Consider the following 13,251-nt stretch of genomic DNA (forward strand, 5'->3'; position numbering starts at 1 on the left):
CCCATCCTGCCGACGCGCGTCCGCGACCGGCGTCAGTCGGTGCCGTCGAACCGGCGTCGGGCGCGGCGTCGCAGAAGAGTGGCCACCACGACGGCGACCACGATCGCGGCGAAACCGGCGATGCCCCAGGGGGATCCGGCGACGGCCATGATCGTCGCCTCCCACAACGCCCACCCGATCGTCGAGTAGATCGTCGCCCAGGCGAGGGCCCCCGGCACTTGGGCGAGGGCGAACCGCGGCGCGCCGATGCGCAGGACGCCTGCGGCCGCGAGCACGGCGCTCTGCAGACCGACCGTGACGTAGCACAGGGGGACGGCGACGAGTCCGAGCCGGCGCAGCATCGCCGCGCCCTGGTTCACGCCGGAGCCGTCGAGCCAGGTGGCGAACCGGTGCCGCCACCCGTGCTCCGGGGCGTTGCGCAGGCCGGCGCTGGTGAGGTAGCGCGCGAGCCAGTAGATGGCCTGGCCTCGCAGCATCGCGAGTGCGAAGAGGAACGCGAAGAAGGCCCAGAGCGGCCAGCCCGCGAACATCTCCGGCACGGGGTCTCCTCGATGATCGCGGTCGGTAAGGCATACCTGAGTCGGTGCCGTCGACCAGCCTAATGCGACGCTCGGTGTGCTCGCGCGAGGGCTAGAGTCGGCGGGACATCCGACGCGGGAGGCAGACGGCATGAGCGTGACCACCGGTATCGGTTCGTGGCCGGGGGAAGACATGCGCACGGCTCTGCGGTGGGTGCGCGACCTGCTCGCCGAGCCCGACTCCGACGGCACGCGATTCGGGTTGCCCTACCTGCCCGAGCTGCCGGCTCGCGGTCCGGGCGCCGACATGATCGGCCGGGCGGCGGGGCTGCTCGTGGAGATGCCCGTCGACCTCCAGCCGTCGGGCTGGCGGCTCGTCGACCACCCGGGCCGCGACCTCGAGCGCGCCCGGCAGTTCATGCGCTCCGACCTCGACGATCTCGCCGAGGCGTTCGACGGCTACGCCGGACCGTTCAAGGTGTCGGTCACCGGGCCGTGGACCCTGGCCGCGCACCTGCGGGTCGCGCGCGGCGAGCGGGTGGCCGTCGACGAGGGGGCTCGGCGCGACGTGGCTCAATCCCTCGCCGAGGGGATCCGGGTCCACCTCGGACGGATTGCGCGCGTTCTGCCGGGGTCCGACCTCACGCTGCAGCTCGACGAACCCTCGCTGTCCGCGGTGCTCGCCGGAGCGCTCCCCACGTCGTCGGGGTTCGGGCGGCTGCGCGCCGTCGATCCCGAGGAGGTGCGCCGGATGCTCGCCGAGGTCGTGGACGCGGCGCGGCTGGCCGGGGCGGCCCGCGTCGTCGTGCACTGCTGCGCCCCGCAACCACCCCTGCCGCTGCTGCGAGGCACCGGCATCGACGGGGTCGCCCTGGACACGAGCCTGCTCACCCGAGCCGGCTGGGAGGAGCTCGGCGAGAGCGTCGACGCGGGGGTGGCGCTCTGGGCCGGCCTCGACGTCGCCGAGGCCGCAGCGCAACGGGCCGCCGGTCGCGAGGGCGCGCACCATCGCGTCGTCGACCCCCTGCTGCGACGGTGGCGTGAACTGGGACTCGACGCCTCGCTGCTCGACGCGACCACGCTGACCCCGCCGTGCGGACTCGCCGGAGTCACCCCGGAGACCGCCGTCGACGTTCACCGCGTCCTGCTCGACTCCGCCCGCGAACTGCATTGGCGCATCGCCGAGTCCTGAGGTTCGCGAACACCTCTCGACGGTGGGCTGCGGCAGGCGGGTGGCCCACGTGCCTCCTCGTCCGGCACGATGGCAGGGCCGCACAACGACGCGCACACGACCCGACCGGGAGAGGTGACCATGACGAACGAGGGTTTCGATCCGCTCGCCGCCCTGCGCACCGAGGACGACGCACCCGAGTTCGACGTCTACCTGCAGGGCATGGTGTTCCTCGACATCGTCTTCTCGGGGCTGTCGGAGATGCCCTCGGCCGGGCGCGAGCTGTGGGCCGAGGGGATGGGCAGCTGTCCCGGCGGCATCGCCAACCTCGCGGTCGCCACCGCCCGCCTCGGCCTGCGCACCTCGCTCGGCGCGGCGTTCGGCGACGACGACTACGGCGAGTTCTGTCACCGCACCCTGGCGGAGGAGGGCATCGACCTGCGCACGTCGAAGCGCTATCCCGAGTGGCACTCCCCGGTGACCGTCTCGATGGCCGTCGACGGCGACCGCAACATGGTGACCCACGGCCACGACGCGCCGGAGTGTCCGACCCGGATGATCGGCCGGCCACCGCGTGCTCGGGCGGTGCTGCTCGACCTCGTCGAGGCGCGCCCGCCGGGGTGCACCGACGACCCGACCTGGATCGACATGGCCCGCGAGGACGGCGCGTTGCTCTTCGCCGACGTGGGCTGGGATCCGACGGGGGAGTGGCCGGCGCACCTGCTCGACGAGCTGAAGAACTGCCACGCGTTCATGCCGAACGCGGGCGAGGCGATGGCCTACACCCGCACGACGACCCCGCAGGACGCGCTGTACGCCCTGGCCGACCACGTGCCGCTCGCCGTCGTCACCAACGGCCCCTACGGAGCGCTCGGCATCGACTCGACGACGGGTGAGGAGGCATCGGTGCCGACACTGCGCGTGCCCGTCGTCGACCCCACGGGTGCGGGCGACGTGTTCGGCGCGGCGATGGCGCTCGGGACGCTCGCGCAGTGGCCCCTTTCCGACCGTCTCGCCTTCGCGGCGCTGTGTTCGTCGCTCGCCGTGCAGCAGGTGGGCGGCTCGCTCGCCGCGCCGGGCTGGGGCGACATCGCCGACTGGTGGCACCACGTGCGCGACACGACACCCACGTCGGCCTACGAGGCGTCGATCCGCCGGCGCTACGACTTCCTCGAGGGCATCGTGCCGGACTCCTCGGTCCACGCCGTGCGCCGCGCGGCCGCCACCATCGCCCGACGCTCCGACGCCTGAGGCCGCGCGCCTCGGCGCGGTCCTCGTCGTTGGGGGCGGGGTCGGAACGGTTGTCGGTGGGCTGAGGCAAGATGGCGCTCGTGACCAAGAGCAGCACGAACGCCGAGTCCGAGCCGTCGGTGGAGTCGCCGATCGAGACGCCGTCGCAGCCGGCGCCGCCTCCGCCCGACGACGTGCGCCGGCGCTGGGACGAGCTGGCCGAGGAACTGCGTGAGCATCAGTTCGCGTACTACGCCAAGGACGCACCCACGATCAGCGACGGCGAGTACGACGCGCTGTTGCGGCAGCTCACCGAGCTCGAAGACGAGTACCCGGCCCTGCGCGTGCCCGAGAGCCCGACGCAGACCGTGGGCGGGTTCGACGTGGCCGCGGCCGCCGAGGGCGACACGGCGGGCGCCGAGCCGGTCGTCGACGAGGAGGGCGACGTCTTCGTCCCCTTCGCGCCCATCGACCACCGCGAACGCATGCTCAGCCTCGACAACGTGTTCTCCCGCGAGGAGCTGGCGGAGTGGTACGCGCGGGTCACGGCCGACGCGGGAGGCGCGGAGCTGAGCTTTCTCACCGAGCCCAAGATCGACGGGCTCGCGGTCAACCTGCTGTACGAGAACGGGCGGCTCACCCGAGCGCTGACGCGGGGCGACGGCCGAACGGGCGAGGACGTCACGCTCAACGTGCGCACCATCGCCGACATCCCGACCGAGCTCACCCAGCCCCATGACGCCCACGACGAGTCCTCCGGCACGGTGCCCATCCCCGAGCTCGTCGAGGTGCGCGGCGAGGTGTTCTTTCCGGTCACCGAGTTCGAGGAGTTCAACGCCGCCCGCGTCGAACAGGGGCTGGCGCCGTTCGCCAATCCCCGCAACTGCGCGGCGGGATCGCTGCGGCAGAAGGATCCGGCCGTCACCGCCTCACGGCCGCTGCGCATGCTCGTCCACGGCATCGGGGCGCGCACCGGCTTCGACATCCAGCTGCAGAGCCAGGCCTACGACATCCTGCGCGGTTGGGGTCTGCCGGTCTCGACGCACAACGCGATCGTCACCGACCTCGCGGGAATCGAGAGTCGCGTCGACTACTTCGGCGAGCACCGCCACGACCTCGAGCACGAGCTCGACGGGCTCGTCGTCAAGATCGACCAGATCGCGGTGCAGCGCCGGCTCGGTTCGACCTCACGCGCACCGCGGTGGGCGATCGCCTACAAGTACCCGCCCGAGGAGGTGACCACCAAGCTCCTCGACATCCGGGTCAACGTCGGGCGCACGGGCCGGGTCACGCCGTACGGGGTCATGGAGCCGGTACAGGTGGCGGGCTCGACGGTCGAGATGGCCACCCTGCACAACGCGCACGAGGTCGAACGCAAGGGCGTGCTCATCGGCGACACGATCGTCCTGCGCAAGGCGGGCGACGTCATCCCCGAGATCCTCGCTCCGGTGGTCGACCTGCGCGACGGCAGCGAGCGTCCGTTCGTCATGCCCACGCACTGCCCGTCGTGCGGCACCGAGCTCGCGCCGCAGAAGGAGGGCGACAAGGACATCCGGTGCCCCAACTCCCGCACGTGTCCGGCCCAACTGCGCGAGCGGTTGTTCGGGCTCGCCTCCCGCGGTGCCCTCGACATCGAGGCACTCGGCTGGGAGGGGGCGGCCGCGTTGCTCGACACGGGGGTCATCGAGGACGAGGGCGGCCTGTTCGACCTCACTGCCGCCGACGTCGTGCGGGTGCCGCTCTACACGCGGGCCGCGAAGAAGAAGGAACTCGACGATTCCACGTCGGTGCCGGCCCCGGGAGTCGTCGACGGGCGGGTGCTCTCGGCCACGGGGCAGAAGCTCGTCGAGAACCTCGAGAAGGCCAAGACGCAGCCGCTGTGGCGGGTGCTCGTCGCGTTGTCGATCCGGCACGTCGGCCCCACCGCGGCCCGAGCGCTCGCGATGCACTTCGCGTCGATGGAGGCGATTCGGGAGGCGTCGGTCGAGCAGCTCGCGGCGGTGGAGGGAGTCGGCGGCATCATCGCCGAGTCGGTGCGGGAGTGGTTCGGGGTCGACTGGCATCGCGCCATCGTCGATCGGTGGGCGGCCGCCGGGGTGCGCATGGCCGATGAGCGCGAGCAGGGGCTGGAACGCACGCTCGAAGGCGTGACGGTCGTCGTCACCGGCTCGCTGCACGGCTATTCGCGTGACGAGTCCAAGGAGGCGATCATCGCGCGCGGTGGCAAGGCGTCGGGCTCGGTGAGCAAGAAGACCGATGTCGTCGTCGTCGGTGAGAACGCCGGCAGCAAGGCCGACAAGGCCGAACAGCTCGGCGTGCCGATCCTCGACGAGGCCGGGTTCGGCCGGTTGTTGTCCGGGGGGCTGGCCGGGGTGGGGCTGGGTGCCGACGTCGAGACCGGCGAGGCGGCCACGGACGACGGGGAACCCGATGAGTGAGGATCGTGACGCGCTGATCGGGGAGTTGAACGACCTGGCCGGCGGTTGGGGCACTCCGGCCGCCGTGCAGTACTCGATCGACCACCTGCCGGGCTCTTCGACGTCGAACGTCGGATACGACTTCTCGATCTCCCTCGGGCTCCTCCTGGCAGACCTCGCCACGGTGATCGAGACGACCGGCCCGGGGCAGGATCCTCGAGGCGGCGTCCCGGGTGATGGCCTCGGGGGAGACGGGTCATGACCCGTCGGGCCAAAGACCACGCCGACTCGGTGGGGTCGGCGGTGGCGGTCCTCGCCTCCGCGGTGTGGCGGCCGTTCGTGCACCCGTGGATGCTCGCCGATCCGGCGTCGGTGAGACACGCCGTCGGGCAGCTCGACGACCACCTGCCCAGGCTGGAGTCCGTGCTGGCTCGCGCGCAGGTCGACGAGGCCGGGGCGGAGCGGGTCGCCGGTGCGATCCGTACGGCGCGGCAGGGCCTCGCGGGCCTCGCCGACGCCCTCGAGCACCACGGCGGCGAGCTGCGACGAGTCCTGCGCGAGCGGCCGTTCGCACTCGCCGAGATCCGCGCCTGTACCGACGCTCTCGGTGAGGCCGACGCGGCCTGCCGTCACGGCATCGAGTGCGCGACCCGCGACCTGCCCTCGTTGGCTGATCTGCTCAGGGGATCGCCGTGGGAGCCGACGTCGAACGGAGCACGTTCGGCGCCCGGCGAGGCCGGAGGCACGGCGGAGACGCCGCAGGTCACGGCGGGTGATCCCGCTACGGCCGCTGGGCCCGCCGCGTCGCGGGAGGCGCTCGCCCGCGTGACGACCGGTGACCTCCCCGGCGTCATCGCTCGCGACCCCGAGCTGCTCGCGCGCCTCACCGACCCCGACGATCCGAGCCCTCCGGGCTGGCTCGCCCCCGCCTTCGAGGACGCGCCTGGCAGCGACGCTCTGCCCGGCCACGCGAACTCGTTGCTCCGGGTGGCGCGGGTGCGTGCGGCGTGCGCCGCGCAGACCCCGGAGGCGCTGACCCGGGCGATGCTGCTGTACCCGCGCGCCATCGGCGAGCTCGACGGCGCGCCGGTGTCGTTGCGCATCGCCGCGAACCGCCTCGTCATGCGGGCCGATCTGCGCCGGATGCGTGACCGGGACCGCGCGTTCGAGCGCGTCTTCGCCGAACAACGGGCGCGCGACGCGTCGTCCTCGATCGGCGTGCTCAAGGCGGCGGTGCTCGACGCGTGGCTGGCCAACGACGAGATCACGGCGATCGCGACGGTCGAGGCCGATCGACCGGCCGCTCGGCGGGCCGACCTGCGGGCTCTCGTCACCGTGACCCAGCAGCTCCTGCACGATCGGGTCGACCAGGGACGTGGCGAGTGGGGACATCGGCAGGTCGTCGCGTTCAGCCCCGCCGGGCTCATCGTGGAGTTGTGGGGGCGGCTCGACGACGAGACCGAGCAGGTCGTCGTGTACGTCGGCGGCACCGGCACGACCGTGCGCCAGTTCGGGTGGCCGACCAACATCGTCCGCGCGCTCATGCGCTCCGACCCGACGGGTCATACCGCGGTGGTCACGTGGATGGGGGCGAAGTTCCCCTCGGCGATCGGTACCCAGTCACCGTTCGGACGCTTTGCGAGGGCGGCGGCCGCGCCGTTGCGTGACTGCGTCGAGGGCCTCGACGTGCCCGACGACGTCCCGATCACGGTCGTGGGGCATTCCTACGGTGGCACGATCGTCGGCGCCGCGGAGGCGCTCGGGCTGCGGGCCGACCGGGTCGTCCTCGCCGGTGTGCCGGGTGTCGGACCGGGCGTTCGTTCGGTGGCCGACTATCCCGACACCGACGCGCTGGGGCGCGCCCGCCGCGTCACGCGCTACGCCCTGACGGCGCCCGGAGACCTCATCCGGGTCTGGCGCAAGGGAGACGCGGCGCTGTCGTCGCTGACCTCGTTCCGGTTCGCGCCCGTGCGCACCGCGGCCGCGTGGATGGATGAACGGGTCCTCGGCGCCGATCCCATGACTCTGCCGGGCATCATCGAGCTCGATCCGGGTATCTGGGAGGTCGATCGTGACGACCGTCAGGCCGGCGAGATCCTCTTCGGACCTCGCGGTCACGCCGACACGGTCGAGCCGGGCACGACCTCGTTCCGACGCATCTGCGCGATCATCCGCGGGGAGGACCCCCGCCTCGTCGAACCGCCGCCCGGCCTGAACCGCTTCACCTGGCGCCCGGGCAGGCCGCGGCGCCCCTAGCCCCGAGACATCCAGGAGTTCCCATGCACACCGAGACCCTCGACATCACCTCCGGCTCCGACGAGGTCGTGCTCGACCTCACCTCCGAGTGCGAGCGGGTCCTGCGCGACTCTGGCGTCGGGGAGGGGCTGCTCAACGTGTTCGTGCCGCACGCCACCGCCGGCATCGCGATCATCGAGACCGGTGCGGGCAGCGACGACGACCTGCTCACCGCGCTCGGCGACCTGCTTCCCGCCGACGACCGGTGGAAGCACGCCCACGGCAGCCGGGGTCACGGCCGCACGCACGTGATGCCCGCGATCGTCCCTCCGCACGCGACCGTTCCGGTGGTCGGTGGGCGCATCGCGCTCGGCACGTGGCAGAGCATCTGCCTCGTCGACCTCAACGTCGACAACCCGGAGCGGCAGGTGCGGATCTCCGTGGTCGAAGGCTGACGATGCTCGGAGGCTGACGATCCGAGCCTGTCCGCTTACCGTTCGACGCAGACTCAGCGCAAGCGGCCCAGAGCCCGGCCGGCACGGTCGCCGGCCGCGGGTTCATTCGGGGTCGATCTCGGTGACCGTGCCGTTCTCGACGTGGAGTCGGCGGGTGAGGCGGACGGTCTCGAGCATCCGACGGTCGTGGGTGACGAGCAGGATCGTGCCGTCGAACGCGTCGAGCGCCTGCTCGAGCTGCTCGATCGCGGGGAGGTCGAGGTGGTTGGTCGGCTCGTCGAGCACGAGCAGGTTGACTCCCCGGGCCTGGAGCAGCGCGAGGGCGGCGCGGGTGCGCTCGCCGGGGCTGAGCGAGACGGCCGGCCTTTCGACTCCTTCTCCCTTGAGACCGAACTTGGCGAGTAGGGTGCGTACCTCTGCGTCCGGCCACCGAGGCATCTCGCGGGCGAACGCGGCTGCGAGCGAGACGTCGCCGGTGAACGCCGCTCTCGCCTGGTCGATCTCGCCGACGAGCACCCGCGACCCCAGCGCGACATCGCCGGAGTCGGGACGCAGCCGGCCGAGGAGCAACGCGAGCAGCGTCGTCTTGCCCGCGCCGTTCGGGCCGGTGATGGCGACGCGATCGCGCACGTCGATCTGCAGATCGACGGGGCCGAGCTCGAAGTCGCCGCGCCTCACCCGAGCCCCGCGGGCGGTGGCGACGACGTCGCCCGAACGTTCCGCGGAGGCGATCGAGAACTGCAGGCGCCACTCCTTGCGCGGCTCGACGACCTCGGTGAGCCGCTCGATCATCCGGTCGGTCTGACGCGCCTTGGCGGCCTGCTTCTCGCTCGTCGCACGGGCGTGATGACGGATGAACCTGTCCTTCTCCTTGCCGCGCCCCGCCCGGCCCTTGCGCATGGCGGCCTTGGTGCCCTTGTCCATCCACGCCCGTTGCCGTCGCCCGCGTTCCTCGAGTTCGGCTCTGCGAGCGGCGTACTCCTCGTAGGCCTCGCGGGCGTGCCGGCGGGCGATCGAGCGCTCGTTCAGGTAGTCGTCGTAGCTGCCGCCGTACACGGCGACCTTCTGCAGGCTGCGGTCGATCTCGACGACGGACGTCACGGTGCGCGAGAGGAATTCACGGTCGTGGCTGACGAGGACCACGGGCGCGTCGAGGCCGTCGACGAACTCCTCGAGGTGATCGAGGCCGTCGACGTCGAGGTCGTTCGTCGGCTCGTCGAGCAGATAGGCGTCGTAGCGGGAGACGAGCAGCGCCGCGAGGCCCACGCGCGCAGCCTGCCCGCCGGAGAGCGAAGCCACGTGCGCGTCGAGGCCAACGCCGAGCCCGAGGTCGTCGGCCGCGGCGGCGAGCCGCTCCTCGACATCGGCCCCGCCCAGGGCCAACCACGCCTCCAGGGCCGTCGCATAGGCGTCATCGGCGCCCGGGCGGCCATCGGCGAGATCGTGCGCGCCCGCGTCCATCGCCGCCTGTGCGGCGGTGACGCCCGTCCGCCGAAGGACGAGATCGGTGATCGTCTCGCCGGGGATGCGCTCCACCTGCTGGGCGAGGAACCCCAGGCGCGCGTCGGGGGGAGTCACCTCGACCGTGCCCGCGACCGGCGCGTCGAGGCCGGCGAGCAGCCGCAAGAGGGTCGACTTGCCCGACCCGTTGGGCCCGACGAGACCGACGACATCTCCGGGGGCGGCGACGAGGTCGAGATCCGAGAAGAGGATTCGGTCACCGTGACCGGCGGCGAGGCCGCGGGTCTGGATCGTCGCACTCACCCGACCATTCTCACCGACGCGGCTCTGGCGCTCGACGACGTGCGTGATGAGGGGTCGTGAACGTCGCGTCGCCGTGGCCGCGCAAGGTCATGAAGCCGCAGTTCACCGCACGGATACGGCAGGTGATGCGGTACGGGTCCGTGACCGGCCGCGGCGCCCCTCGCGCCTGGTGAAGATCTCCCGCGGCCGTCGGTGCCCGTTGAGCCAGGCGCCGATCCACGTCGAGCGGACGAACCCGTCGTACGTCAGCACGAGGATCGCCGTGGTCGCGGCCATCGTGAGGAGGAGCTTCGGCGTCGCCGGCCACGGGAGATCCGTGAACAGCGCTCCGATGGTGATGAGCAGCGGCAGGTGCAGCAGGTACATCCAGTACGAGGCGTCCGCGAGGTACCGCACCCACCTCCGTTCGGCCCGCAGATGGACGGTGCACGCACCGAGGAGCCCGTACACCCACGACCATGCCGTGACGGCCGAGACGATCGCCGTCACCGTGTGCCGTTCGGCGGCCGTCACCGTGCTCCATGGCACCGCCGGACCGAGCTGACCGGTGAGGACGAGCACTCCGATCGAGCCGGCGACGGCGACGACGAGGTGCGCGCGCCGGCGCCGGGCGATGTCGTCCAGGGCGTCACCCCGGCGGTGGATCAGCCATCCCGCCGTGAACGCCGACAGGTAGGTGATGAGGCCGACGAGGTCGGGCAGGAGCGTGCGGGGCTCGTCGACCCCGGCGTACGTCGTTCCCTGCGTCACGACGGTCCAGGCGTAGGGGGCGGCGAGGATCGCCACGGCCCACGGGCCGGTGAGAAGCGCGGTGGCCACGTCGAGGACGCGCGTGGCCGGTACGGGCGCGAGGCGGCGCGCCGCCCAGCGCGCGGCGGCGAGCAACAGACAGCACTGGTAGAGCACCCACAGGAACCACAGTTGTCCGGGAGTGAACAACTGCAGGATCACGGGGACGCCGGGCTCGGGCGGTGGGGGAGCGGTGACGATGCCGTGCGCGGCGGCCCACAACGCGGTGACGATCGCGAGTGGCAGCACCGCGATCGGCCAGAACGCGAACACCGGCAGCGCGATTCGCACCGTCCGCTCGCGTAGGAACCGTGGCATTCCGCGCCGGGTCGTCACCAGCCGGCCGAAGAATCCGGCCAGTAGGAGGAACAGCACCATCCGAAAGAGATGGATGACCGAGATCGTCGGCATGGCCCAGGCGGCGGGCGAGGTATCGGTGATCATCCAGCCCATCCCGGGCACGAACGGCATGAGTGCGTGCAGGACGATGCCCAGCAGAAGGGCGCCGGCGCGCAAGGCGTCGAGTCCGTGGAATCGGGGTGCGCTCGAGGTCATGTCTCGACCGTAGAAACCCGCAGGTCGGCGTCGCGTCCGCCGACCGGTCACACGTGGTGTCCACCGATCGGAGGACACGGGACCGGGCTTCTCACGAGAGACTGCGGACATGGTGCCATCGCTGCGAACCCCTCTGGAGAGGGTGTTCGTCACCCGCGAGGGTGCGTTGGCGGCCGTGCTCGCGGTCGTCGCCTCGCTGGTCTGCGCGGCCACGCCGGTGATGAGTCCCGGGGTGGCGCCCGTGTGGTTCGCCGCCATCGCGGGCGCCCTCGTGATGTACCGGTACATGTTCGAGCGCGTCGTTCGCGCCGGTCGACCCGTGCCCGGGCTGCTGTTCGCCGCCCACGTGGTCGTCTGCTTCGCTCTCGTCGCGCTGCATCCGCTCTACGGGGTCTACGCCTTCACCGGGTACATCGACGCGGCGCGAGTGTCGTCCGGGTGGCGGCAGATGCTCGGAACGCTCGCGATGGCGGGGATTCTCGCGTTCTCGCAGGTGGGTGGACTGGCGGGCCGGTGGGCGACGTGGCCCGTCTACCTGGTCTTCGTCGTCATCAACGTCGCCATCGCGCTCGTCATGGCGGCCGTCGAACGGGCGAGGGAGCGCGAGTCACGCGAGCGACTCGCGGCCGCCGAGGATCTTCTTCGCATCGAACGCGAGAACGCGCGCCTGCAGGCGAGTCTCGCCGACCGCGCTCGAGAGGCCGGCATCCTCGACGAACGGGCTCGGCTGTCGCGCGAGATCCACGACACCGTCGCCCAGGGGCTGGTCGGCATCATCCGCCAGCTCGACGCGATCGAGGCAGCGGACGGCGAGCGAGGAGTCCGCGTCGAGCGCGCGCGGGAGTCGGCCGTCGAGTGCCTCGCCGAGGCCCGACGCGCGGTTCGGGCCCTCGCCTCACCACGCCTCGACCGTGACGACCTGCCGGCGGCTCTCGAGCGACTGTCGGAGTCCTGGGCGGGTCAGAACGACGTCGCGACGCAGGTCGTCGTGGACGGTGTCGCCCGGCCGGGAGCCTGCGACGCCGTCCTGCTGCGGGTCGCCCAGGAGGCGCTCGCGAACGTGTCTCGTCACGCCGCCGCGACCCGGGTGGGGGTCACGCTCACCTACCTCGACGCTCCGGACGACGTCGTGCGCCTCGACGTTCGCGACGACGGGCGCGGCTTCGACCCCGGCCACCCGGCCGACGGGTGTGGGCTCGCCGGCATGCGGCACCGCGTGGAGGCAGCCGGCGGAACCTGTGTGATCGAGGCCGCGCCTGGAGAAGGGTGCACGGTATCGGTCGAGGTCCCGATGGTCCCGATGACCGAGGCACGCGCAGCGCCCGACGCGGCACGGGCGCGCCTGCTCACCTCGCCGGAGCACGATCGCGTGGGTGTCGGCGATGACCGGTGAGCGCCGCGTGCGAGTCGTCCTCGTCGACGATCACCCCGTCGTCCGCGACGGGCTACGAGGCATGTTCGAGGCCGAACCGGGAGTGGAGGTCGTCGGCGAGGCGGCCAGTGGCCCGGAGGCGCTCGCGCTCTGCCGGCGTCTGAGGGAAGGGATCGACGTCGTCCTCATGGACCTGCGGATGCCCGGTGGCGGCGGCGTGGAGGCGATCCGTCGACTCCGGGCGGGCGGCCCGGAACCCCGAGTCCTCGTGCTCACGACATACGACACGGACGACGACATCCGCACCGCACTCGAGGCGGGCGCCGACGGTTACCTGCTCAAGGACGCTCGGGGCGCCGAGCTGGTGCGCGCCGTCCGCGACCTCGCCTCGGGGGTCGCGGTGTTCTCGCCGGACGTCGTGCGCAGTCTCGCGCGTCGTCCGACCGCCGAGGAGCCGTTGGTGTCCCCGCGGGAGCTCGAGGTGCTGCGCGTCATCGCCGGCGGCGGCACGAACAAGGCCGCCGCCGACCGATTGTTCGTCAGCGAGGCCACGGTCAAGACCCACCTTCGCCGCGCCTACGCCAAGCTCGGCGTGAGCGACCGCGCCGCAGCGGTGCGCGTGGCCTTCGAGCGCGGGCTTCTGCCGGGGCGGTGAGACGCCCGCGAGCGTGAGACCGATGACCGGCGTCGCTGTCCCCGGTTCGTGATCCGTGCCCGACCCGTCGTCACGTGGATCGGGCCGTCT

At 72.1% G+C, this 13,251-nt stretch carries 11 protein-coding genes; 8 read left to right on the forward strand and 3 right to left on the reverse strand.

What is annotated here, in order from left to right:
- Positions 1-32: 32 nt before the first annotated feature.
- Complete coding sequence (locus BN1197_RS17075) at positions 33-539, reverse strand: SNARE-associated domain-containing protein (RefSeq protein WP_052466259.1); 507 nt, start codon at positions 537-539, stop codon at positions 33-35.
- 130 nt (positions 540-669) lie between these two features.
- On the opposite strand from BN1197_RS17075, the gene BN1197_RS08320 reads away from it, so the two are divergent.
- From BN1197_RS08320 to BN1197_RS08345, 6 genes are all read left to right on the forward strand, one after another.
- The gene (locus BN1197_RS08320; RefSeq protein ID WP_040158330.1) at positions 670-1,710 is read left to right on the forward strand and encodes a uroporphyrinogen decarboxylase/cobalamine-independent methonine synthase family protein; all 1,041 of its coding nucleotides are present in this window, start codon (positions 670-672) and stop codon (positions 1,708-1,710) included.
- Between the two features lie 120 nt (positions 1,711-1,830).
- Positions 1,831-2,940: a carbohydrate kinase family protein gene (locus BN1197_RS08325; RefSeq protein WP_040158802.1), complete on the forward strand. Its 1,110-nt coding sequence runs from the start codon at positions 1,831-1,833 to the stop codon at positions 2,938-2,940.
- 131 nt (positions 2,941-3,071) lie between these two features.
- Positions 3,072-5,357 (forward strand): NAD-dependent DNA ligase LigA, encoded by a 2,286-nt coding sequence (gene ligA, locus BN1197_RS08330; protein ID WP_040158804.1) that lies wholly within the window; start codon positions 3,072-3,074, stop codon positions 5,355-5,357.
- A complete protein-coding gene (locus BN1197_RS08335; protein ID WP_040158332.1) occupies positions 5,350-5,598 on the forward strand; it encodes a hypothetical protein in 249 nt (82 codons plus the stop codon). The genes ligA and BN1197_RS08335 overlap by 8 nt, the downstream gene beginning before the upstream one ends.
- Complete coding sequence (locus tag BN1197_RS08340; RefSeq protein WP_040158335.1) at positions 5,595-7,592, forward strand: alpha/beta hydrolase; 1,998 nt, start codon at positions 5,595-5,597, stop codon at positions 7,590-7,592. Before BN1197_RS08335 ends, BN1197_RS08340 begins: the two co-directional genes overlap by 4 nt.
- A 23-nt stretch (positions 7,593-7,615) precedes the next feature.
- Positions 7,616-8,026, forward strand: coding sequence for a secondary thiamine-phosphate synthase enzyme YjbQ (locus BN1197_RS08345; protein ID WP_040158337.1), 411 nt, complete (start codon positions 7,616-7,618; stop codon positions 8,024-8,026).
- 102 nt (positions 8,027-8,128) lie between these two features.
- On the opposite strand, the gene BN1197_RS08350 is transcribed toward BN1197_RS08345, so the two are convergent.
- Entirely contained in the window at positions 8,129-9,790 is a 1,662-nt protein-coding gene (locus BN1197_RS08350) for an ABC-F family ATP-binding cassette domain-containing protein (RefSeq protein WP_040158341.1), read from the reverse strand.
- A 102-nt stretch (positions 9,791-9,892) separates the two neighbouring features.
- Positions 9,893-11,134, reverse strand: coding sequence for an acyltransferase family protein (locus tag BN1197_RS08355; protein ID WP_052466262.1), 1,242 nt, complete (start codon positions 11,132-11,134; stop codon positions 9,893-9,895).
- Between the two features lie 109 nt (positions 11,135-11,243).
- Here BN1197_RS08355 and BN1197_RS17080 point away from each other — a divergent pair, with 109 nt between their 5' ends.
- Positions 11,244-12,527 (forward strand): sensor histidine kinase, encoded by a 1,284-nt coding sequence (locus tag BN1197_RS17080; RefSeq protein ID WP_052466263.1) that lies wholly within the window; start codon positions 11,244-11,246, stop codon positions 12,525-12,527.
- Positions 12,517-13,161 (forward strand): response regulator, encoded by a 645-nt coding sequence (locus BN1197_RS08370; protein ID WP_040158344.1) that lies wholly within the window; start codon positions 12,517-12,519, stop codon positions 13,159-13,161. The genes BN1197_RS17080 and BN1197_RS08370 overlap by 11 nt, the downstream gene beginning before the upstream one ends.
- The last annotated feature ends 90 nt before the right edge of the window (positions 13,162-13,251 follow it).

This window comes from Mobilicoccus massiliensis (genome assembly GCF_000826525.2).
GTDB lineage: Bacteria > Actinomycetota > Actinomycetes > Actinomycetales > Dermatophilaceae > Mobilicoccus > Mobilicoccus massiliensis.

Coding starts and splice junctions, on each gene's coding strand:
- BN1197_RS08355 (WP_052466262.1), bottom strand. CDS start 11,134: ATGACCTCGAGCGCACCCCGATTCCACGGACTCGACGCCTTGCGCGCC.
- BN1197_RS08345 (WP_040158337.1), top strand. CDS start 7,616: ATGCACACCGAGACCCTCGACATCACCTCCGGCTCCGACGAGGTCGTG.
- BN1197_RS17080 (WP_052466263.1), top strand. CDS start 11,244: ATGGTGCCATCGCTGCGAACCCCTCTGGAGAGGGTGTTCGTCACCCGC.
- BN1197_RS08370 (WP_040158344.1), top strand. CDS start 12,517: ATGACCGGTGAGCGCCGCGTGCGAGTCGTCCTCGTCGACGATCACCCC.
- BN1197_RS08325 (WP_040158802.1), top strand. CDS start 1,831: ATGACGAACGAGGGTTTCGATCCGCTCGCCGCCCTGCGCACCGAGGAC.
- BN1197_RS08340 (WP_040158335.1), top strand. CDS start 5,595: ATGACCCGTCGGGCCAAAGACCACGCCGACTCGGTGGGGTCGGCGGTG.
- BN1197_RS08335 (WP_040158332.1), top strand. CDS start 5,350: ATGAGTGAGGATCGTGACGCGCTGATCGGGGAGTTGAACGACCTGGCC.
- BN1197_RS08320 (WP_040158330.1), top strand. CDS start 670: ATGAGCGTGACCACCGGTATCGGTTCGTGGCCGGGGGAAGACATGCGC.